17 protein-coding genes are annotated in these 21,215 nt (G+C 47.4%); 3 read left to right on the top strand and 14 right to left on the bottom strand.

All coding sequences use genetic code 11. The features are described from left to right. Window positions 1–14: 14 nt before the first annotated feature. From MKX68_RS19195 to MKX68_RS19180, 4 genes are all read right to left on the bottom strand, one after another. Window positions 15–731: an expansin EXLX1 family cellulose-binding protein gene (locus MKX68_RS19195; protein ID WP_017687038.1), complete on the bottom strand. Its 717-nt coding sequence runs from the start codon at window positions 729–731 to the stop codon at window positions 15–17. A 338-nt stretch (window positions 732–1,069) separates the two neighbouring features. Beyond that, window positions 1,070–2,275 (bottom strand): cation:proton antiporter, encoded by a 1,206-nt coding sequence (locus MKX68_RS19190; protein ID WP_127550026.1) that lies wholly within the window; start codon window positions 2,273–2,275, stop codon window positions 1,070–1,072. 3 nt (window positions 2,276–2,278) lie between these two features. Beyond that, a complete protein-coding gene (locus tag MKX68_RS19185) occupies window positions 2,279–2,785 on the bottom strand; it encodes a cation:proton antiporter regulatory subunit (RefSeq protein ID WP_036617317.1) in 507 nt (168 codons plus the stop codon). Next, window positions 2,775–3,248, bottom strand: coding sequence for a GreA/GreB family elongation factor (locus tag MKX68_RS19180; RefSeq protein ID WP_338588175.1), 474 nt, complete (start codon window positions 3,246–3,248; stop codon window positions 2,775–2,777). The genes MKX68_RS19185 and MKX68_RS19180 overlap by 11 nt, the downstream gene beginning before the upstream one ends. A 397-nt stretch (window positions 3,249–3,645) precedes the next feature. Here MKX68_RS19180 and gdhA point away from each other — a divergent pair, with 397 nt between their 5' ends. Both gdhA and MKX68_RS19170 read left to right on the top strand, forming a co-directional pair. Continuing rightward, window positions 3,646–5,022: an NADP-specific glutamate dehydrogenase gene (gene gdhA / locus MKX68_RS19175; RefSeq protein WP_445671123.1), complete on the top strand. Its 1,377-nt coding sequence runs from the start codon at window positions 3,646–3,648 to the stop codon at window positions 5,020–5,022. A gap of 155 nt (window positions 5,023–5,177) precedes the next feature. Beyond that, a complete protein-coding gene (locus tag MKX68_RS19170; protein ID WP_340913727.1) occupies window positions 5,178–6,032 on the top strand; it encodes a pentapeptide repeat-containing protein in 855 nt (284 codons plus the stop codon). 160 nt (window positions 6,033–6,192) lie between these two features. Here the strand turns inward: MKX68_RS19170 and MKX68_RS19165 are convergent, their stop codons facing one another. From MKX68_RS19165 to MKX68_RS19140, 6 genes are all read right to left on the bottom strand, one after another. Beyond that, window positions 6,193–7,170 (bottom strand): diaminopimelate dehydrogenase, encoded by a 978-nt coding sequence (locus MKX68_RS19165; RefSeq protein ID WP_372238418.1) that lies wholly within the window; start codon window positions 7,168–7,170, stop codon window positions 6,193–6,195. 205 nt (window positions 7,171–7,375) lie between these two features. Further along, window positions 7,376–7,960, bottom strand: coding sequence for a hypothetical protein (locus tag MKX68_RS19160; RefSeq protein WP_340913724.1), 585 nt, complete (start codon window positions 7,958–7,960; stop codon window positions 7,376–7,378). A gap of 32 nt (window positions 7,961–7,992) precedes the next feature. Then, window positions 7,993–8,139, bottom strand: coding sequence for a hypothetical protein (locus tag MKX68_RS19155; protein WP_165980244.1), 147 nt, complete (start codon window positions 8,137–8,139; stop codon window positions 7,993–7,995). Between the two features lie 50 nt (window positions 8,140–8,189). Beyond that, window positions 8,190–9,173, bottom strand: a complete 984-nt coding sequence (locus MKX68_RS19150) for an alpha/beta hydrolase (RefSeq protein ID WP_340913723.1) — start codon at window positions 9,171–9,173, stop codon at window positions 8,190–8,192. A gap of 233 nt (window positions 9,174–9,406) precedes the next feature. Then, a complete protein-coding gene (locus tag MKX68_RS19145) occupies window positions 9,407–10,162 on the bottom strand; it encodes an exodeoxyribonuclease III (RefSeq protein WP_315370838.1) in 756 nt (251 codons plus the stop codon). Window positions 10,163–10,261: 99 nt separating this feature from the next. Next, entirely contained in the window at window positions 10,262–10,819 is a 558-nt protein-coding gene (locus tag MKX68_RS19140) for a GNAT family N-acetyltransferase (protein WP_340913720.1), read from the bottom strand. Window positions 10,820–10,952: 133 nt separating this feature from the next. Here MKX68_RS19140 and solA point away from each other — a divergent pair, with 133 nt between their 5' ends. Continuing rightward, complete coding sequence (gene solA, locus MKX68_RS19135; RefSeq protein WP_340915449.1) at window positions 10,953–12,086, top strand: N-methyl-L-tryptophan oxidase; 1,134 nt, start codon at window positions 10,953–10,955, stop codon at window positions 12,084–12,086. A 130-nt stretch (window positions 12,087–12,216) separates the two neighbouring features. Here the strand turns inward: solA and MKX68_RS19130 are convergent, their stop codons facing one another. The 4 genes from MKX68_RS19130 to MKX68_RS19115 form a co-directional block, all read right to left on the bottom strand. After that, window positions 12,217–14,061 carry an RICIN domain-containing protein gene (locus MKX68_RS19130; protein ID WP_340913718.1) on the bottom strand — a complete coding sequence of 615 codons (1,845 nt, stop codon included), beginning with the start codon at window positions 14,059–14,061 and terminating at the stop codon, window positions 12,217–12,219. Between the two features lie 238 nt (window positions 14,062–14,299). After that, window positions 14,300–15,646 (bottom strand): glycoside hydrolase family 43 protein, encoded by a 1,347-nt coding sequence (locus MKX68_RS19125; RefSeq protein WP_340913716.1) that lies wholly within the window; start codon window positions 15,644–15,646, stop codon window positions 14,300–14,302. A 497-nt stretch (window positions 15,647–16,143) separates the two neighbouring features. After that, window positions 16,144–19,179, bottom strand: a complete 3,036-nt coding sequence (locus MKX68_RS19120; RefSeq protein WP_340913713.1) for a beta-galactosidase — start codon at window positions 19,177–19,179, stop codon at window positions 16,144–16,146. Between the two features lie 532 nt (window positions 19,180–19,711). Next, window positions 19,712–21,208, bottom strand: coding sequence for a glycoside hydrolase family 30 protein (locus MKX68_RS19115; RefSeq protein WP_340913711.1), 1,497 nt, complete (start codon window positions 21,206–21,208; stop codon window positions 19,712–19,714). Window positions 21,209–21,215: the final 7 nt, after the last annotated feature.

Genomic DNA, 21,215 nt, shown 5'->3' with positions numbered 1-21,215 from the left:
CTTCCGTATATCTGTCAATCGGGAAACTGTACATTGCCCGGTACGATATATGCACCGCCTGACCCATCATTAGGCAGAGCCGGGATCGTGTCATTTAATACCTGACCGCGAATATCGGTAATACGAACGTTTAGTTTTTCTTTGCCCAGTCCGGTTCCGAGGAAATGATTATAGTCTTGCTTTTCAAGATTGAGCCACGTACCATCCTTCTGTTTCACTTCGAACTTCAGCACCGGGTATTTGTGATTACGAACCTGAATGGCTGCCCACCACTGACTGCTGCCTTCCTTGATCCGATAGGAGACGTTGCCTTGAATTGGAGCTTTGACCACTTTCCAACTGATATTGATTTTGCCTGCCTTTGGGTCACCAATCAGGTTAAAGGCATTCGGTGAGAGATCTAGTGCTCCGCTGGCTCCTTCTGGGTAAAGGTCTGTTACATAGACGGTTGTTTTGCCTTTAGGACCCTGCACCTCGAGATAGGCTCCTGCTAAAGCGGCTTTGACACCGTTATAATTGAGTTGGAACGGATTAAGTGCAGTAATTTTCATGTCCGCCGGGATGGGATCAAGCAACACCGCACCTCCCGAGTAGCCTGAGCCTGTATACGTCGCGTAACCCTGATATGTATCGTTCCATGCAGCAGATGCAGGTAGAGCAAATAATACGAGACTGAGCAACATCCCTGTACCGGCCCATTTTAACCGTTGAAATCTACTTTTCTTGTTCATGAGCTATTCCTCCTCGTCCGTTCTCGTGTAAAATATCCATTCAACTGCTAGATTTGAATATAACATTATTTTACATAATAACTGTTTATTTTCAATCCCTCTATACCAAATCACAACTATAGTCCTGCCCGTGGACTTGAACATTCACGACCACGCACAAGATATGGATACATACCATAATTTGGTGAAATTGATATAATAACAAGCCTGTATTGGATGGGTTCCCAGTAATAAAAAAACGCCACACCCCGGAGTAATTTCGCTCTCCGAATGGTGTGACGCCTATTAAACACTACGGTCAGAATACCCGGTCTGTCCAAGGACAGTCAGCATTTGACTCAACCCGTTTCCCTTCGTTTCATCCGCTTCCTTAGCCGCGCATACTGAGCATAGATCCGCGGAGATTCTTTTGTCAGGATAGGCCCCAGCACAGCCAGAATTAACACATACAACACGGCAAACGATTGGATGGATGCCATGAGCCCTCCCGCCTTGCCGATGTTCGCCATGATAATGGAGAATTCGCCCCGCGAGACCAGGGTAAAGCCCACATTCAACGAGGCCTTAGGGCTCATTCCAGCCAGTCTGCCAGCGATCATACCTGCACCATAGTTACTGGCGATCGTCAGAATAACAGCAATAATCGTCATGCCAACAGCTCCGCCAAGTGAAGACGGCTCGATGGTCAGGCCAAAACTGAAGAAGAAAATTGCACCAAAAAAATCTTTGAAAGGCATGATCTGATGTTCAATCCGACTGACATGTCTTGATTCGCCCAGCACAAGTCCCATCATCAACGCTCCAATAGCTTCCGCTACGTGCAGTGTCTCCGAGAAACCAGCCACCAGGAAGAGCAGTGTCATGACGGTAAGCAGAAACAACTCTGATGACTTGATATTCAGTGCTTTATCAATATATTTGATGCTTTTCCTGCCAATAATCAGGAACAGCACAATAAACAGCAGGGCAGACAGCGATACCAACAGAACACTTAAGAATGAAGTTGCCCCGCTGAGCACAAGCCCGGTCAGGATGGAGATATGAATCGCGATGAATAAGTCATCAAACATGATCATGCCCATAATAATCTCTGTTTCAGGGTTTGCCGTACGTTTCAGATCAACGAGCACTTTAGCTACAATGGCTGTAGAAGAGCTGGTCATGATCCCGCAGACAACAAGTGTCTCCTGAAGGGGCAGATCCATGAACCACCCCAACAGCAATCCAGAGACAAAATTCAGGCCTACATAGAACATTCCCCCGGTCAGAATGGCTTTACCAGACTTTAATAAACGGGAGACTGAGAACTCCAAACCCAGATAAAATAGCAAAAACAAAATGCCAAGCCTGCCCATAAATTCAATAAAGGTTGAACTTTCGATAAAACGTAAATCCACTATGCCGATCTGTGGTGCATGTGGTCCAACAGCCATACCAATCAGGATATAGAAAGGAATGACCGAAAATCGTAATCGTGAAGATATCAGCCCAGTAAGTGTAATCAGCGCAACGGCAATTCCCACTTCGAATATGAGCATATCCATAGGCTAAGTCCGTCCATCAGTCAACAATTGTTTGAGATGTTTGATCTGATTCCGTTCACCGGCAACTACAATTGTAGCTCCAGCGGTAAAAGCATAATCCGGGCCTGGATTAAAATGCTTCTCCTTATCCTTGGTCACAACAGCGAGAATTACGGCGCCCGTAGCCTGACGGATATCTAGTTCACCAATCGTCATGCCTACGCTTGCGGCGTGAGGCTCAATCCGCAGCCATTCGATTAACAGCCCTTCAAGCATCACTTCACGCTCATCCTGAAACTTCGGTTTATAGGTCATACCACCAACGATAGCGGCTACCGCCCGGGCTTCATCATCGTCCAGGGTGACAAGGGAGACCATATCACCCACCTCTTCAGGCGTATCCCCTGACTCCATATGGAACAGGTCACGTCGCTCGTCGTTATGGATCACAATGACCAAGTGCTCACCACTACGGGTATGCAGCCAGTATTTACGTCCAATCCCTGGTAAGTCCGTCTCTTTAAAGTGCATGATCTGCACCCCCTAGGGCCGGCTCGTTCAAGGTTTCGCTCCTCAGCTCGATCCCCGTAATGCGGATTCTCATGGAACCTGAAGGTGTATGAACAGATCTAACTTCCCCTACACTGCCAAGCAGTAATTGACTCCCTACTGGAGAGAGGAAGGAAATACGCCCCTCATCAGGATTGGTATCCTCTGGCATGACAATCATGAACGAATCTGATGTATGAAAATCGATATATTCAAAATCAATATGACTACCGATCAATACAGCTGAGTCCAGATCTTCATCAGGGCCCAGAAGCAGTTTTTCCACATACTCCGTATATGCCGACAATTGTTTTTCCAATTGTATCCGCTCTGGATCGCGCACGTCGAAATAGGCGTCGAGAAATGTTCTTTTCTCTTCACCGAATGTAAATAGCTGGCTCACCAGCTTCTCTCTGCAATTATGGCGGGAAGTCCTATGGTTCATAATAGATTTCACCCCCTATACAAGCCTTGTTCTCCATGTTGATTGGCATGTTTCTCTTCATCATCTTGTTTTCCTCCTTTTTATTATAAAAAGACCTCGGGATACGAGACCTTCTTACCATCTTACCAAAACTAATATTTTAATCCAGTATATTCGTCTAACTTGCTTTTTTATTATCATTTGTGGTCATATCTTCCATTTAATAACTTAATTCTTCACATCATGTGGTAGATCCATAGAACATTTTAATTACTGCATAAAAAACATTTTATGGTTTTTCATCTCGTATTTTTATTTGCTTTACTGTATATTTAACTACAAACTTTTATTCAATTTATGCAAATAAGCATCCGAAGACTTTAACACAATAAAGGAGTGCATTGAAAAAGTGTCCACGATAACAAAAGAAACTACAGAGTCCGTTCAAGTTACTGCCGCAGAATATGTTCATGCCGTTTATGAGTCGGTTGTCGCCAGAAATCCGCATGAAGACGAGTTCCATCAGGCTGTCAAAGAAATTCTGGATTCCCTTATTCCTGTAATTGAAGCACATCCCAAATACAGGGACCATAGTCTGCTGGAACAGCTTGTTGAGCCCGAACGTGTAATCACATTCCGTGTCCCATGGGTAGATGATCAGGGCAAAGTTCAGGTTAACCGTGGATTCCGGGTGCAATTCAACAGTGCCATTGGTCCTTACAAAGGCGGACTTCGCTTCCACCCTTCTGTATACTCTGGCATCATCAAGTTCCTTGGCTTTGAACAGATCTTCAAAAATGCGTTGACCGGTCTGCCCATTGGCGGTGGTAAAGGCGGTTCTGACTTCGATCCCAAAGGAAAATCGGATCTGGAAGTTATGCGTTTCACGCAAAGCTTCATGACAGAACTGTACAAATATATCGGTTCCGATACGGATGTACCGGCAGGTGACATTGGTGTAGGCGCAAGGGAAATCGGTTACATGTTCGGCCAATACAAACGTATCCATGGCGGGCATGAAGCAGGCGTTTTGACAGGTAAAGGACTGCTGTACGGAGGAAGCTTGGCACGTAAGGAAGCGACTGGCTTCGGCTGTGTGTACTTCGTGAAGGAGATGCTGCAATCCAAGGGGCTTAGCTTCCAAGACAGCACAGTCGTTGTCTCTGGCTCTGGTAATGTGTCCATCTATGCCATTCAGAAGGCACAGGAGCTTGGAGCTACAGTCGTGGCGTGTAGTGACTCAGGTGGCTACATACACGATCCACAAGGCATTAACCTGGATACCGTGAAACGTCTGAAAGAGGTTGACCGTCTTCGCATCAGCGAATACATCAAAGAACATCCGCATGCTACATATACCGAAGGCTGTGAAGGCATCTGGTCTATTCCTTGTGATATTGCTCTTCCATGTGCAACGCAAAACGAGATCGATGAAGAAGCTGCGGCCCTGCTGGTTAAAGGTGGCGTGAAGGCCATTGGCGAAGGCGCAAATATGCCTTCCACCCTGGCTGCCATTGACGTCTTCCACGGCGCGGGCATACTGTTTGGTCCAGCCAAAGCGGCTAATGCTGGTGGTGTAGCCGTGTCTGCTCTTGAAATGTCACAGAACAGCATGCGGTTGTCCTGGTCATTTGAAGAAGTAGACGCCAAGTTGCATGACATTATGAAGAACATCTACACCAGCTGTGTAGAAGCTGCTGAAGAGTATGACTGCGAAGGTAACCTCGTAGCCGGAGCGAATATCGCCGGTTTCCTCAAGGTAGCCGATTCGATGATTGCTCAAGGTGTAGTTTAATTTAAATACGTGATTTTCCATGATCAAAGGGCGTTCCCATCTATTTGGGTAACTGCCCTTTTTTCCTTAGCTTCAATTGCTCTAATCGTAAGGCAATGGTAAAGTGGTACTGACGTAATTCCATCTATTTGTACTATTATAAGGAAGTGTTTACATTGTCTAACCAACCATATGCCAGCACTGCGAGTCCTCATCTTAGCGCAGACTGTGAGCAATGTTTTGGCCTGTGCTGTGTTGCCTTGCCCTATGGCAAGTCATCTGACTTTGCTTTTGATAAAGCCAGCGGCACACCCTGTCCCAATCTGCGCACGGACAATCGCTGCGGTATCCATACCCAGCTTCGGCAGAAAGGGTTCAAAGGTTGCACGGTATACGACTGTTTCGGAGCTGGACAGAAGCTGTCCCAAGTGACCTACGCGGGCAAAGATTGGCGTGATCATCCAGAGTCTGCAAACGAGATGTTCGATTGTCTGCCTGCCTTGCGACAACTTCACGAGTTGCTCAGTTATATGAAGGAAATGATGATGAGACCGGAGACGTCATCCCTTCACTCGGCATTTGGTGAGTTATATGAGGAGATTGAGCGCTTGAGCAATCTGGAGCCTGCGGCCCTCCTCCGTCTGGACATCGCCGATTATCGGTCCAGTGTGAATCAACTCTTGGTTCAGGCAAGTGAGATGGTACGCGCGCATGTGCCATCTACCTCTCAAGGACAAGGGAAGTCGAAGAAGAGCAAAAAACGTACCGGAAGTGACTTTTTTGGTGCCAACTTAAAAGGGGCTGACCTGCGGGGCGCAAGCTTCCGAGGGGCTTTAATGATCGCAGCCGATCTCCGAAATGCAGATACACGAAATGCCGATTGGATTGGCGCGGACTTGCGGGATACGGATCTGGGCGATGCAGACCTGAGAGGTGGCATCTTCCTCACGCAATCCCAGATTAATGCGGCCAAAGGTAATGTGAATACCAAGTTGCCGGATCATCTTAACATTCCCTCACACTGGGTGTAGGGTGCCATTTCCACAAGAGCACGAGCAGGGATACAAGCAAGATAGCACCTGCCAATTCATATGAATGTATGAATCGTATACAGCAACAGCAAAAAAACAGCTCGTCCTATATATCCAAGGACGAGCTGTTTGTTATACAAATCACTGGAACAAATCAGAATTATAACAAGTCGCGGCGAAGATCTTCAGCCGATTTCGGAGACAAGTGACCGAGCGGAATATCAAATACCGTTTTCGCTCCCTTATGTCCTTCCACGCTCAAGCGTTGTGCGGCTCTTGCATATGCCACAAGTACGCTTGCTGTAAATTCAGGATTGCTGTCGAGTTTCAGACCAAATTCAATAATTTGCTTTTGACCTGCACCCGTAACCCCACTGCGAATAACAAATCCACCATGCGGCATACCTTCATGCTCGGATTTCAATTCTTCTTCGCTAATAAATGTTACAGTTGTATCGTAATCTGCAAAATAGTTAGGCATCGACACAATCGTTTCACGGATCTCATCCTGATTAGCACCATCTTCTGCTACCACATAACATTGACGCAGATGTTTCTCGCGTGTAGACAGCTCTGGTGTCTCCCCTGCACGAATACGGTTGATTACCTCTTCAACAGGTACAGTATACTGTACACCCGCCTTAACGCCTGGAACACGACGAATAGCATCCGAGTGGCCTTGGCTCACACCTTTGCCCCAGAACGTGTACTCTTTTCCTTCTGGCAGGATGGACTGTGCAAGCAGACGGTTCATGGAGAACAAGCCTGGGTCCCAACCTGTGGAAATGACACTTACGTGACCGCCTTGCTCTGCCGCAGCATTAACTTCTTTGTAGAATTCAGGAATCTTCGCATGTGTATCGAAGCTATCTACCGTATTGAACAACTTGGCGATGGCTGGTGTTTGCTCTGGAAGGTCGGTTGCAGAACCACCACAGAGGATCATAACATCAATCTTGCCTATGTATTGCTCCGCTGCAGAGATATGCTCAAAACGTACTTCTGTGCTTTCAGCAACCATCTGCTCCGGATTACGACGTGTAAACACAGCAATCAGTTCCAGATCCTCGTTCTGGGAAATGGCTTTCTCTACACCTTTACCCAAGTTACCGTAACCAACAATACCCACTCTAATCATGTTCAATCCTCTCCTGTCTTCTTCTATAGTTGTCTATTACTCTATTATAATGATATAACATACCATGTAACCTGTCAGGTTTCCAGTTCGAAATAAAAATACCTTGCAGCGGTGCAGCAATAATGCGGCTCCGTATGCAAGGTATTATGGCGTTCATTCGTTATTTCAGGAAGAAAGAAAGCAGAAAAGAACAATAGCCAATATCTTATGCTTCTGCTTCTGTCCAGGTCAACGTCAGTTCAATGACGCCTTCCTGCCCTGCCAATGTTCCTCCAATCAAGGACCAGACATCCTGCGTTTCCGGGTCAGTTCCCTGAATAATAATATTTTTGTCATCGATCGTCTGACCTGCATCCGTCAACTTTTTGGCTTTGAAGTAATCTTTATACAGCTGGGATACGGTTTTCATATCTTGTTCAGTGGAGAAAATCACCATGGCCGATTGCTTGCCTTCGTTCTCACCCGAATTGGCTAAACGAATCGTTGCATCTTCCGGCAATGGGAAATCACTTGGCAAGTTCTCTGGCAACTCATTGGTTCCAGCAGCGGCTTCCTCACTACTAACCGAGTCCGAGTCGGTTGGTGCAGTCGTACCCTCCGTTTCGGTCACTGCACTTGTTGTTGCTTCACTTGCACCTTCATCAGTCGCTTGTTCACCAGTTCCGGAGGAAACCTCAGTGTCCACCTTCTCAGTATCACTCGGTTCGTCTGCCGCGCTGCTGCAAGCACTCAAGGCCACCATCATCGCCAGTGCCGCACAGGCCAATACATATTTCCTTCTCTTCACCATCCGTTACCACTCCTTCTTCTTCATTTTATGTGCTAATCACGTTCAAACGACTGGATTACAGGCACCGCATGAACATTATTCTTAACCCATATCACAGATACAGATAATACACTTAAAGACAATAAACAACTGGCTACGAGAATGGATAGGAAGCGGGTGATCACTCTAAACTTTTTCATCCACCCCTCCTCCTCATCCTGTTCATCATGTGTTTGTGGAATCATGTTACTCATAGGTCACTGGACGGTGTCACTAATTTCATGATCTCAGCAGCGACAATATCCGGTTGACTGTTGTGGATACTGTGTGTCGCTTGTGGAACCGTCAGCTGTGTTCCGTGTGTTGACCATGAAGCAAAACCCGCTTGATCGGCCTGCCATGCCTGGCTGTCCTCATCCGACTCCTCCGAACCCGCTGTCAGGATCGTCAGGGGAAAATCAAACTTTGTTTTGTTCTCAAGCACACACGCAGCATTTGTTCTGGAATTCCGAACCTCTTCCATGACATTGTCATTGTACGCATGTCTCAGCGTGGATATCGTGACGGCTTTTTTCATCGGTTCCGTTACTAGATTTGGGTCAATGACCAGAGATGCCATCATGCGATCCGATTGCAGCAATGTTCGTGCGATGCCTGTTTTCACAAGAAAACGGGACCAATCCATCATCCATTCCGGTATATTCAGGTCCGTACGACTGTAATACTCTGGGCTTCCGCCATCAATCATGACCATGCCAGCCACCTCATCAGGATACCTTTGCGCAAACCGCAGTGTCTCCAGCGAACCTAGGGAGTGACCGACCATAATGTAAGGTGGACGTTGACCGGATGTTCGCAGCAATTGGTGGATCTCTTCCGAGATGGTATCAACATCACGAGGTTCATCCGTATAGTCGCTGTATCCGTACCCGAACCGATCATATACCGCAATTTTTACCTGTGATTTCAACTTGTCATATAGCGGACTGAAATCCACATACGGATTAGGTGTACCCCAGCCTGAGGCAAACACCACGGTTACCTCTCCTTTGCCAGCGGTGTAGAGGTGCATGTTGCGACCACTCACTTCATAATACTTGCCTGGCGGGGGATAGGACTTCATATCCTGCGTGGATTGATACGCTTCATACGCTGTACCTGCCAGCAGCAAAAGTCCTGTGGCAAGCATGATGCCTCCCAGCACTTTTAACCCTCTCCGTAACCCCTTCTTCATCTTCTCTACCCCTTATCCAAAGGTTCATCTATATATGTATGCTTCAATCGTACCCAAGAAATAGCGGGATTGAAACAATCCCGAGTCCAGTTCTTTCCCCAACCAAAGTCCAGTGTCCCTCCCCTACCTGTGACGCAAAAAAACTGCAAATCTCCCATTCAGGAAACTTGCAGTTCATCTATACTTGTATTCTAAAACTCTTACCTCAATCTATCTCACGATGATCCTTTTACCTATAGTTGCAAAGTAAGACCCACCGGGCAATGATCACTGCCCATCACATGGCAGTCGATATGCGCATCTGCCACCTTAGGTGCCAATTGATTGGATACCAGAAAATAATCAATGCGCCAGCCCACATTCCGTTCTCTGACTTTCGGCATATAAGACCACCAGCTGTACACATCCGTACGATCCGGGTAAAGATGGCGGAAGCTGTCCACATAACCAGAAGCAAGCAAATCGGTCATCTTGCCACGCTCTTCAAGGGTAAATCCCGAGTTACCCAGATTGGGCTTCGGATTCTTCAGATCAATCTCCTGATGAGCCACATTCAGGTCACCACAGACGATAACCGGCTTAGTCTGCTCCAATTGCAGAATGTACCCCCGGAATCGATCCTCCCATTCCAGACGATAAGGCAGCCGGGTCAGATCCCGCTTCGCGTTAGGGGTATAGACGTTCACCAGATAAAACTCATCATACTCCAGTGTAATCATCCGTCCTTCCGGCTCGCTGTCCTCCTCCATCCCGTAACGAACGGATATAGGCTTGATTCGGCTAAATACAGCCGTACCGGAATATCCTTTTTTGATCGCATAATTCCAATATTGATAAACATCTTCCCCCAGGTCCATCTCAATCTGTCCGGCTTGCAATTTGGTCTCCTGAAGGCAGAAAATGTCCGCCTGACTCTCTTGATAATAATCCATAAATCCTTTGGTCACACATGCCCTTAAGCCATTCACATTCCAGGACACCAGCTTCATATCCTCATCTCCTCACATCTCTCCAATATAGCATGGGCTCATTCAGAGGGACAAGCCTTACGGCTCGGAGTCATTGGAATCCTTATAGGGTTAGCATGCCTATATATCGCTTCGTAACTTGGAGAACACCGCAAGGTCAATATATCTGCCTTTCTCGAACTCATGCTGCCGCAGTACACCTTCCTGTTGAAAATCAAGCTTGTTTAATAGGCGAATTGACGCCTCGTTCTCCGGTTCAACCTTCGCTTCGATCTTGTTAAGCTGCATGCTTGTGAATCCAAAATGTAACACAGCATGTGCCACTTCCGTCATCACACCGCGGCCCCAGAAAGAGGAACGCAAATCGTATCCAATCTCTGCACGGTTATGTACATCTTCATAGTTCAGGAACCCGCAGGTTCCGATCACTTTACGAGTTTCACGGTCTTCAATCATCCAGCGTAAACCCGTGTGTTCCTTGAAAATCTTCGTATACCAGTTCATCTCACCCTGTGCATCCTCCACGGATTCAAAGGGAGTGAATGGCATATATTGAACCACAGCTTCGTCGGAATATAACTCCAACAGATCATGGCTGTCTCCAGCCTCTGCCGACCGGAGGATGAATCGTTCTGTCTGAATTAATGGAAATAGATCAAACCTAAATTGCTCACTCATGCTTGGTCTCCTTTGCCAACATTTATTGTAGAAGTCCATTTTACTACACTTGCCTTCATCAAGCTTTTACTATTAATATGTTCTATTAAGGCATTACTGTAGAAAAGGATTGATAAGGAGAGGACGTGCTATTATCACACAATCATATGACGTTATTATCGTTGGAGCCGGCTCCATGGGTATGAGTGCTGGGTATTATCTATCGCGCAGTGGATGCAAAACTTTATTAATTGATGCCTTTGATCCTCCGCATACGGAAGGAAGTCATCACGGGGATAGCAGACTGATGCGCCATGTGTACAGTGGTGGGCCTGACTATATTGCCATGGCATTACTTGCACAGAAGTTATGGCACGAGCTGGAGGAAACGACCGGAGACCAACTGTTTGTTCCTTCCGGTGTAATAAATGTGGTTGATCCAGAGATTCATTCCTTCCACAACCGATTGAGCCATGCAGATGATGCAGGTATTCGGTATGAAACGTTGCACGCAGCCGAGGTGATGAAACGCTGGCCAGGTATTACAATACCTGAACATTACGAGGGCATGTATGAGCCTGATGCGGGTTATCTGTATAGTGAACCCTGTATTCGTGCCTTCCGCAAAGCAGCCGAGACTCACGGTGCCACCTTGTTAACGCACACGCTTGTGGAGCATATCGAATACGGACCCCATTCCGTTGCAGTTCAGACTTCAGGTGGTGAGACATACCATGCAAATCAAATCATCCTGAGCGCTGGCGCCTGGTTTCAGACATTAAAACCTTTTGTGGATCTCCCAATTCAGGCAGTGCGTAAAACGGTTGGATGGTTTGATGCACCAGAAGCCTTGTATGGCGAGGCACACTTCCCCGGTTTTACACTGGCAGGAAAAGAAGGTACATATTATGGATTTCCAAGCATTGGCGGATCAGGTCTGAAGATGGGTCGTCATGATACGGGCCAAATGTGGACACCAGGAAGTACAATGGCTCCTTTTGGTACGGAAGAAACGGACGAGGGGGATCTGCGCAGGCTGCTCGAACTTCATATGCCTCAGGCAGCCGGGGAATTGAAACGTGGTAGTGTGTGCAAGTATGAATTCACTTCGGATGAAGATTTTATTATCGACCGACACCCTGCCCATGAACGTGTGTGGCTCGCAGGCGGTTTCTCCGGTCACGGCTTCAAGTTTGCAAGTGCCATTGGGCAGATTCTATCCGACTTGGTGCAAACAGGGCACACGGATCAGGATATTAGCAGGTTCACCCTATCCCGTTTTCGTTAAGTACCAGCTGGGTGGATGAATATATGTATGTCTAAAATAGCTACTTTCCTTGAGGGTGCAGTGTCGCTTAGAGCACTGCACCTCCAAGAAAGAAGGACACGTAACAACGTTTATTTCATGCGTACTCACATTAATTAACTTTGACTAGGCTCCATTGCTGATTGGCCCCGCCATTGTCGGCCCACTGAATCGTGGAGGCACCTGCGGTTAGAGACCCTTGATTGATGTCAACCGTAAGGCCACTGTTTCGATTCGCAAGTACCACATATCCTCCCACATCAATTGGCAGCCATTGCTGATTGTTGCCTCCGTTATCCTGCCATTGAATCAGAGCGGCTCCGCCTTGTGTGGAACTCGAATTCACGTCTAATAAAAGGCCACTGCCTACATTGCGGATGTTGTAATATCCGTTACCTGCCGACTCCAGCTTCCATTGCTGGTTGGCTGCTCCATTATCATTCCACTGAATGATCGTTGCCCCACCTGTAGAAGAAGCACCGTTAACATCAAGTGCAAGTCCACTATTGCGGTTGATTAATTTGTAGATTGCCCCGGATTCATATCCTGTACCCCCATTGTAAGTTGCACCGGAAATGACGTAAGTTGTGACCGAGTTAGCCTTGGCTGTAGCGGTAAAGGTTTTGTTTTGCACCGAAATATTGGTCAGTTGCTGCAACTTCTCTGTTGAAGAGGTCCGATATACTTGAGCAGACGTGCCTGTATTCGTAAAACGACTGAGATCATAGGTTACCGTTGTATCCGTCGATTCCGAATTGGTTGTAACCAGCACTACTTTGCCGGAAGCTGCATCATAGGCTGCAAGGGTATTGGCATCACTCATGCCGATAATCTTGTACCCCGGACGAATAAATTTGCTGTAGTTGCCCATGACATAATATTTTTGGTTCACGGTGTAACTGGTCGTTTGCGTATTGTTCAACACGTTCTTGAAGAATCCCCATCCTTCTGCACTATCCACGGCTTGCCAATACACCCATCCACTTGCGCCCATATTACGAATATCCTTGAGGATGGTCCGTGACATCGTAAGTCCACTTGCATCTCCATCTCCATATTCCGAGGTCCACAGATGTTTGCCCGCAGACGTTGCTGTGTTGCGCAAAGCCGTACGATTGCTTCCGCCATACGTATGGGTGTTGATCTGAGTGATCGCTGATTTAACTGCATTGCCGTAGCTGTTGAACGACACATTGGTATCATCGATACTGTATTCTTCCGGTGCGCTCAGCTTCGTGGACAGGCCCTTCGCATTCAACGAAGCTTGTAGCTGACTCAGAATGGTGTTCTGATCCGCCCGGTCAAAGTGCATGCCCTCCTGATCATTGCCCTGCTTCCACCACGTCGAGATCGGTTCATTCAGTGGAGTTACACTATCAAATGTGATCCCCCAGTTATCCCGAAAATGCTTCACAACCTCGGTTAAGTAATCAGCAAAATCATCGTAGTAATCCGGCTTGAGGTTGTTCCCACCATTGGCCGAACCGGACACATTACCACTGATCGTCATCCAGTATGGTGCGGAATTCGCAAAAGCTTCGATAACATTCACACCTTGCGCTTTGGCAGCTTGCAGCATATATCGTTGGTTTGCATCTGCATTCCAGTCATACACGCCTGGAGAAGGCTGGTAACCAGGAACGGCTTTGCGATATTCGAGGATATTGGATGATGGATTATCACCGCCTCCAATGTTGTACCGCAGGATGTTCAGTCCCAGTCCGGTATTTGCATTGAACATTTTCTCCACATACTCATCCCGATTGGAATATTCTCCGACCACTTTGCCCCACCACGCGAGGGATGTTCCCCATCCTTCCATCGTCTGATATTGCTTCGATGGATCGGCAACAGCCGTGTATGCTCCTGCAGCAGATACCTCTGTCCCCAGACCTAAACTGCTTGTTAGCAGACTTCCTGCCAGCAGCAGCGAGCTCATTCGTTTTAACCACTTCATCCGCTTCACTCCTTATGAATTTTACACTTGCACTCCGATGTCAGAACAACTTTCCGATCGCTGTTATCCCCAGATTTTTTTAATTATTCTCTAAAAGGGGAAAATCCGGGGATAGCGTATGCTTCCGATGCAGCTTTCTTTCAGAAAGCTTGTAGGCGCACGCTTCGCTTCTTCAAGTTATTTCTGACCTCTCCGTTATCGTGTAAATGTATAGTTTAACTTAGAAAATAAATACCTATTATTGTGCAACCTCTCTGAAGGTCGCGTCTGACTTATCTAGTGCGGTAACGACAGCTTCCAATTTCAGCACATTATTGTAATGTCTCAGATACAGGTTCGGGTTACTAAATGACGCGTACGATGTCCAACTAGCATTAGCAAGTCCATTTACACGTTTGAACGTGGCGTCATTTCGGAATGTAGCGCTGCCGTCATTTTTCACAAGTGTGATGCTGCCATTATTATTGCGCAGGAAATAACTCGGATAATTCATGGACTCAAACGAAATGCCTGTTGCATTTGACAGACCTGGAACGATACGGAATTGTGCATCCTCCGCCGGACTGACATTGGCATCAATCCGTGCCTGATAGTTGTAGTGACGAATGAAGCTGCCAGGTACATTGAAGGACTCCAGCTTGCGGATATCACCCGGTTGTCCGGACTCTTTCAATACGGTCATATGCCGGACCAGTCCGGTAAGACCTGCAATCTCTTGCTTGGCACCCCAAGTCTGGAAGTTGTCAGCAGAGTCGCTGTAGTAATATTTTTGTGTCGCATAGCCGTCAAAGTAGATTCGCCATGAACCATTATCCAGCTGAACAAGCGCCGGACCTTCCACCCAAGATCCCCAACCTGCCCAATCCCCTGTGCCTTTGAAGGTATAAGGACCCGTTAGCGAGGTGGATGTCGCATATTCAATGTATTTGGTGGTCTCGTTTTTGGTAAAAGCATGATAGGTTGAGCCTGTCTTCACGATAAACGTATCGATATAATTGGGAGCAATGCCCGCCAGTTCAGTAGGGGCAGACCATGAGGTAGATGTTAGATTGCTACCTGAAGCTGTGAGGACATATGGTTTGAAATTCTCATAGTTGCCTGGTGAAAGGGACACGATAATGTTCAGACTGCCGTTGCTGTCTTTGAACCATTCTGGTGCCCAGGTGTGTGCGATTGTGGTCGGTGTGGATAATGTAATGTTACGGACAAATGTCCAGTTTACCTTATCCGGGCTGGAGGCGATGCCGATGGTGTTACCCGACCAGTTCGTGGTGTAAACGACGTAATATAGACCATCTGTGTGCTTCATGATGCTGGGATCGCGAATCAGATTGGCCGGAGGTGTATAGGCTGGCCCTTTCAGCAAACCATAGTGGGTCGCATTATACGATTCATAGATATACATATTGGACTCACTTGTGTTCGTAAAGGCGGATATCGTATAAACACTTGTCGCTGCTCTGGCTGTATTGGGGAATAACATCGTTAATAGAAGCAATGTTCCGATCAGCAGGATCATTCCGGCCTTGAAACCGCTGGACTTTTCAACTCCTATTCCTATCCCCTCTTCCTTCTTCGTCAACATTGGGTCATCTCCTTATCCATGATTAAATGGAATAATTAATTAGACTTAACATACCCTATGGCAGAATACACGTTATCTTGGAGTCAACCTCTATAACACACCTTACGACTACCTGTTCAAATTCCAATTACATGAAGCATCACTCCCTTCACAGATCATGGATGAACACTCTTTATATATGTAAACGTTTACAAATAATCGTGCCACAAATGTTCCCTCTGCTTATTGCACAAACCTGATTACCACAGTTCCCCATCCCCTTAGCCGAACTCACTCCCAAGACCGAATCCCAAGATTCACAAACCCAGGTCAATCTGGCTAAGAAAATGAGGGGGTATGACTGCGGTAAAAATAAACTTTTGCGTCATGTGTTGCTATTTTCTAATCCTGGTCCATTACAATAAAAGGCTGCTTCAAACTCGAACGATCTCGTTCCAGTCATCGCTCCCTTACATCTCTAAATCAATCAATAAGACAGCCAACGATCAATACATGAGCTACTTCAAAACAACCCATGGATAACGGGATGGCCCATCTAAAAGAAAACGTACACGTTCTGGTGTTTTACCTTCTTCATCGAACAAAAGTAATTCATTCTCTTCCTGCAGCCAGGCTACCGGGATCTTGTAATCCTCTTGCGGACCAATCTGCCAGTAACGACCCAGATGATGTCCGTTCAAGTGGATGGTTCCTTTGCTCATCCCAGTCAGGCGAAGCATCAAGTTCACCTTATGGTGCTCGGAAAGGGTAGGCTTGGTGAAACGCCAGCGGTACCAAACGGGCTGACCGTACGAGTCTTGTGCTCGGAGGGTACCAGATGTAGAGTGAGACTTCTCGCTCACCATAACACTTGAGATCCCATCGTCCGAGGTAACGGTCACCAGATTGGCAGTACAATTGCCACCTGAGGCGATACCAGGCTGTCCTGCACGCTGGATTGATCCCTGTCCAGGATGGAACGCTTCCTGTTCTACCTCGTATCTCTCCCATTGTTGGGGAAGCAATGCATCCGTCCCTGCCATACGCCAATCCTTCAGTTCGCCCTGACTTGGATACGTGATCAGTTCCAGTCGATTCAGTAATGAACGGCTATACGGCATTTCCAGTGTATTCGTCTCTCCGGGCTTGATATACAGAGATATGTCTAACGTCTGGAAGGCAAACCAATCCTGATATCCCTCCATTGGAACTTCGATGCCATTGATACAAAGACCTTTGCTCAAGGCACCCACAAGAATCGCGCGATCCATGCCATCCAGCTTAAAGCTCCTGCTGATACGTGGCGCCCCATGTATAGCGTTAACCTCATCGAGATGCACAAGTCCACTCTCCATATGCCAATCCCGACGAATATCCTGAACTTGGCCATTCAGATACACAGCACCAGCCAAACCTTTGCTCTCACCCAGATACGGGGAGAAGTTCAATCTGCCCATATGCTGCACCAGAATCTGAAGTGTATTCTTTCCTTTGGCCATGTGCAACTCCACACCTGCTGCCCCTACCTGACGCACTAATGCCTGCTGAACACCATTAACGATGATTCTGGCGGTATCCTGGATATCCGGCAAAATGAGACTCGTAATTCCTTCGGTTGGACTTTCGAAATCGCATTCGTACAATAGATAACCAAAATCTTGTCCATACCGGGAGAAGTCTTCCGGTTGTCCACTCGCCGAGCGTTGCTTTGCAGTTAACGTAATAAGTGACAGCTCAGGAGAATCAGATAACGTCGGTGCAATTGGCGATGTCCATGGAAGCTGCTGCTGTATTCCAGGGATGGACTCCTGACTGACGAGAAACTCGTGACCTGTGAACGCCCGTTCTCCATCGGCCCAGTCACCAAGCTGCGTAATTGTCCGATCCGGGTCAGAGATCATGCCTTTGACCTGGCCGGATGGCAATACGTCTACATCATCGAAGCCGATCACATAACGAAGTCCCTTCTGTTCTGTTGCTTCCAATCGCCATGTTCGATTCATCGTTTCTTGATCTAGAATCATGAAACGGATCGGTGTGCCGTTTGCTTCCAGTTGGATTGTTCCCGGTTCTTGGAAATGAAACAGATCGAAGCGGTATACGTTCCTTGCTGAATCATGCTCGACCAGCACTTGCACCGTACTGCCCGTGACATTCAATGCCCCGGCTTCCAGTTCAACAACAGAACGCTGTCCCGCAGCGGCCACGATGAACAGGGTTAATTCTCCGTTTATCATTTCATTGCCCGTAATCATCGTACCCGCAGTCAGGTATACGTGTTCAGCAATCTGTACTCGATCCAGCAACGGAACAATCTGACCTGGATTCACCGATACGGGAAGAGTCCGGCCTTCCTCCAGCGTAATGTGCATTGTCTCGCGTTCATCCTTGTGACTCTCCAGAAACCAAATCTTCTGGTTGTCAGCCTGTCTGCCTCGTACAGATATGCCTTCAGGATGACGTACAACGATCTGTTCTTCTGGAATTTCTTCTGTTTCCATCAGAAGGGCCCCGAAAGCATGGACGAAATAGGATAAATTCTTGGTTACTGCATATTTCGGTGTCACCCGTCCATATTCGTTCAGCGGTGCATCATAGTCATAGGACGTAATCATGAAAATATCACTGCTACCCATCGTTCTGCCGCCATATCCACCAAAGTTCGTGCCACCATAGAACATGTAGTGACTGATTCCGGTATACCCGGCACGCAGGATTTCCATGATGCGTCTCTCCAGCAAAGGCGCTGTCTTCTGAATGGCTGAAGGTCCTCCCCAATTCTCAAACCATCCGGTCCAGAATTCCGTGACCATCTTCGGGGTGTCCGGCTGTTTGGCTCGGAGTTTCTCATAATGCCCGTCAGCACCTGACCAGAAATTAGCCCCTTCAATTGTGCCTTCCGCCCCGCCAACGCAAGTGATCAGCGTAGCGTCAATGCCACGTTGCAACAATCCATCTCTCAGCGTATTCATATGGTCACTTGCAGCAGCGTCATCCATCAAATACCCGTACTCATTCTCCACCTGCACGAGAATGACCGGACCCCCGGCAGACAGCTGGCGTTTCCGAATGATCGGCACAAGTCGGTCAAAATACAAATTCACATAGTGCAGATACGTCTCATTATTTTCCCGGAATTTCACGCCGTCCTTCGTACCAAGCCAGTATGGAAAACCGCCAAAATCCCATTCTGCACAGATAAACGGACCCGGACGCGCGATGACCCACATGCCCAGTTCCGCGCACAAATCCAGAAATGCTCCGCAATCGTTGTCCCCTTCAAAGGACCACTGTCCTTCTTCCGGTTCATGCACATTCCACGCAAAGTAGGTGTCGATGCAGTTCATACCTGCCAGCTTCGCCTTCAGCAGAACCTCACGCCATTCCTCCTTTGGCATACGGAAATAATGGATCGTTGCACTGTTCAGAAATACACGCTCTCCGTTTAGGAAAAAGCTGCGTGCATCGTATGTTAATTCAGATTGAACACCGTTCTCAGCCCTCGCGATGTTCTGCTCCTGTTCCTGCAGCAAAAGGGATGCTTTCTCTGTCAAAGTTATCCCCTCCTTCTCTTTATTTATATAAATTGAACTAAAGATTATTTACACTGCACACTTCGATGACAGAACAACCTTCCGATCGCTGTTATCCCCAGATTTTTTGATTTCCTTTTCTCAAAGGGGAAAATCCGGGGATAGCGTATGCTTCCGATGTAGCTTTCTTGCAGAAAGCTTGTAGGCGACCGCTCCGCTTCTTCAGCTTTTTTCTGTCCTCTCCGTTTGGTGTAAATGTTTAGTTCAATTTATATAGGTTCATATGTCCTGTTGTTCATTTAAGGGAACCATATCCGTTAAACTAAAAGCGATTTGCACGGGTACTACGATTACAGAACAACTTTCCGATCGCTGTTATCCCCAGATTTTATGAATTCCTTTTCAATGGGAAAATCCAGGGATAAAGGCGCACGCTCCGCTTCTTCAAGTTATTTCTGTCCTCTTCGTTTCTGTGTAAATGATTAGTTCAAAATGATATTGTTCATATTTACACCAGCACTCAGATGACCTAATAACCTTCCGAGTGTTATTATCAGTTCGCCTGCAACGTCACGCCTTCCAGTACAACCGTTGTGATGGAATTGTCGGCCGTAGGCACTTCAAGTCCGTTGGCATACACCGGAATGTCTTCAAGCTGTTCCATGTTCCGATCCGGTGAAGTCTGATACACCTGCGCAGTGGCTGATTTTCCATACGTGTACCCTTCCAGTTCAAACGCCGTTGTTCCCTCTGACAATTCATTACGAATCACCAGCACCAGTCTCTGACGTTCCGCGTCATAAGCCGCCAGTGTGCGTCCATCATCCGTTGGAATAATCGTCGCGCCGGGACGAATGAACTTTGTGAACTGGGCCATGCCATAATACTGTTTAGTCATTTCATACTGCTCTTCTCCGTTAAAGTTGGCATGAATGAAGCCCCAGTTATTATTGGCGCCTTCATCTTCAACGGCCTGCCAGTATACCCAGGCGGATGGCTGCATGATTTTCAGATCAAACATGATTCGCTCCGCCAACTCTTGCACCGAGGTCATATCCTCATGACTGTGCGGCTCGCTGCCGCCTGTTCCGTACTCGGACATCCACAGCTTCTTGCCGTGGCGTTCTGCCAATGTGCGTAGCTCTTCCATTTTGCTACCATTATAGGAGTGGGTATTGATCTGCTGGATTACGTCCAGCGTGTCCTGATCATAGAGGTTGAAATTAAACACCGTCTCATCAATGCTATTATCGTCTGCGGCACTAATGACGGTTCCGTCCAGTCCTTTGCTCTTCAACGATGCAGCAACTTTTTTGATAATCTCGGCCTGTTTCTCATTCGTAAAATGACTACCTTCCTGCATATTGCCCTTCTTCCACCAATCAGAGGAAGGTTCATTGAGCGGATTCAGTGTGCGGAAAGTGATCCCCCACTCGTCCCGATAATGCTTCACAACTTCGGTCAGATAGTCGGCAAATGCATCATACTGATCATCACGCAGATTATTGCTGCCATCCACGGCTCCGGTCACCGATCCACTGATCGTCATCCAGTAAGGTGGTGAATTGGAGAATGCTTCAGCAATATTCACACCTCGCTCCATCGAGCCTTGTAATACAGCCCGCTGACCTGCATCAGCCTCCCAATCCCACTCTCCAGGTTCAGGCTGGAAGCCAGGTACATCCCCGCCGGGACGAAGGGCTTTCATCTCCGGATTTTCCTCACCGCCAATATTGTAACGAACGATGTTCAGACCTAATCCTTTCTCCGGATCAAAGACCAGATCCATCACTTCACTCACCTTCGCCTGATCCTTCCATCCGCCCAGATCGTTGGCCCACCAGGCAAGTGACGTGCCCCAGCCTTCAAAATGATCATAGGACTGATCCAGCTTCAGACGTACCGGTTCCTCTTGAAATTCAAGCGTTTTGGATGATTCATTGGCAAAATGATTGATAACAATTCCTCCTCCTGCCAGCAGGGCAATCAGGGCTACACCCATGAGGATATAGTTCCGTTTGCTCCTGCTGCGTTGTTCTTTATGCGCCATGGGCTAT

This window comes from Paenibacillus sp. FSL M8-0212 (assembly GCF_038004645.1).
Lineage (GTDB): Bacteria > Bacillota > Bacilli > Paenibacillales > Paenibacillaceae > Paenibacillus.
The sequence above is the reverse complement of the archived record's forward strand: the minus strand, read 5'-3'. Positions and strand labels throughout refer to the sequence as shown.

What these genes read in the sequence shown, in the direction of transcription:
- MKX68_RS19155 (WP_165980244.1), bottom strand. Translation starts at nt 8,139, where the DNA reads ATGAAAAAGTTTAGAGTGATCACCCGCTTCCTATCCATTCTCGTAGCC.
- MKX68_RS19195 (WP_017687038.1), bottom strand. Translation starts at nt 731, where the DNA reads ATGAACAAGAAAAGTAGATTTCAACGGTTAAAATGGGCCGGTACAGGG.
- MKX68_RS19185 (WP_036617317.1), bottom strand. Translation starts at nt 2,785, where the DNA reads ATGCACTTTAAAGAGACGGACTTACCAGGGATTGGACGTAAATACTGG.
- MKX68_RS19190 (WP_127550026.1), bottom strand. Translation starts at nt 2,275, where the DNA reads ATGGATATGCTCATATTCGAAGTGGGAATTGCCGTTGCGCTGATTACA.
- MKX68_RS19130 (WP_340913718.1), bottom strand. Translation starts at nt 14,061, where the DNA reads ATGAAGTGGTTAAAACGAATGAGCTCGCTGCTGCTGGCAGGAAGTCTG.
- MKX68_RS19140 (WP_340913720.1), bottom strand. Translation starts at nt 10,819, where the DNA reads ATGAGTGAGCAATTTAGGTTTGATCTATTTCCATTAATTCAGACAGAA.
- MKX68_RS19160 (WP_340913724.1), bottom strand. Translation starts at nt 7,960, where the DNA reads ATGGTGAAGAGAAGGAAATATGTATTGGCCTGTGCGGCACTGGCGATG.
- MKX68_RS19125 (WP_340913716.1), bottom strand. Translation starts at nt 15,646, where the DNA reads ATGTTGACGAAGAAGGAAGAGGGGATAGGAATAGGAGTTGAAAAGTCC.
- MKX68_RS19145 (WP_315370838.1), bottom strand. Translation starts at nt 10,162, where the DNA reads ATGAAGCTGGTGTCCTGGAATGTGAATGGCTTAAGGGCATGTGTGACC.
- MKX68_RS19165 (WP_372238418.1), bottom strand. Translation starts at nt 7,170, where the DNA reads ATGATTAGAGTGGGTATTGTTGGTTACGGTAACTTGGGTAAAGGTGTA.
- MKX68_RS19115 (WP_340913711.1), bottom strand. Translation starts at nt 21,208, where the DNA reads ATGGCGCATAAAGAACAACGCAGCAGGAGCAAACGGAACTATATCCTC.
- MKX68_RS19180 (WP_338588175.1), bottom strand. Translation starts at nt 3,248, where the DNA reads ATGAACCATAGGACTTCCCGCCATAATTGCAGAGAGAAGCTGGTGAGC.
- MKX68_RS19150 (WP_340913723.1), bottom strand. Translation starts at nt 9,173, where the DNA reads ATGAAGAAGGGGTTACGGAGAGGGTTAAAAGTGCTGGGAGGCATCATG.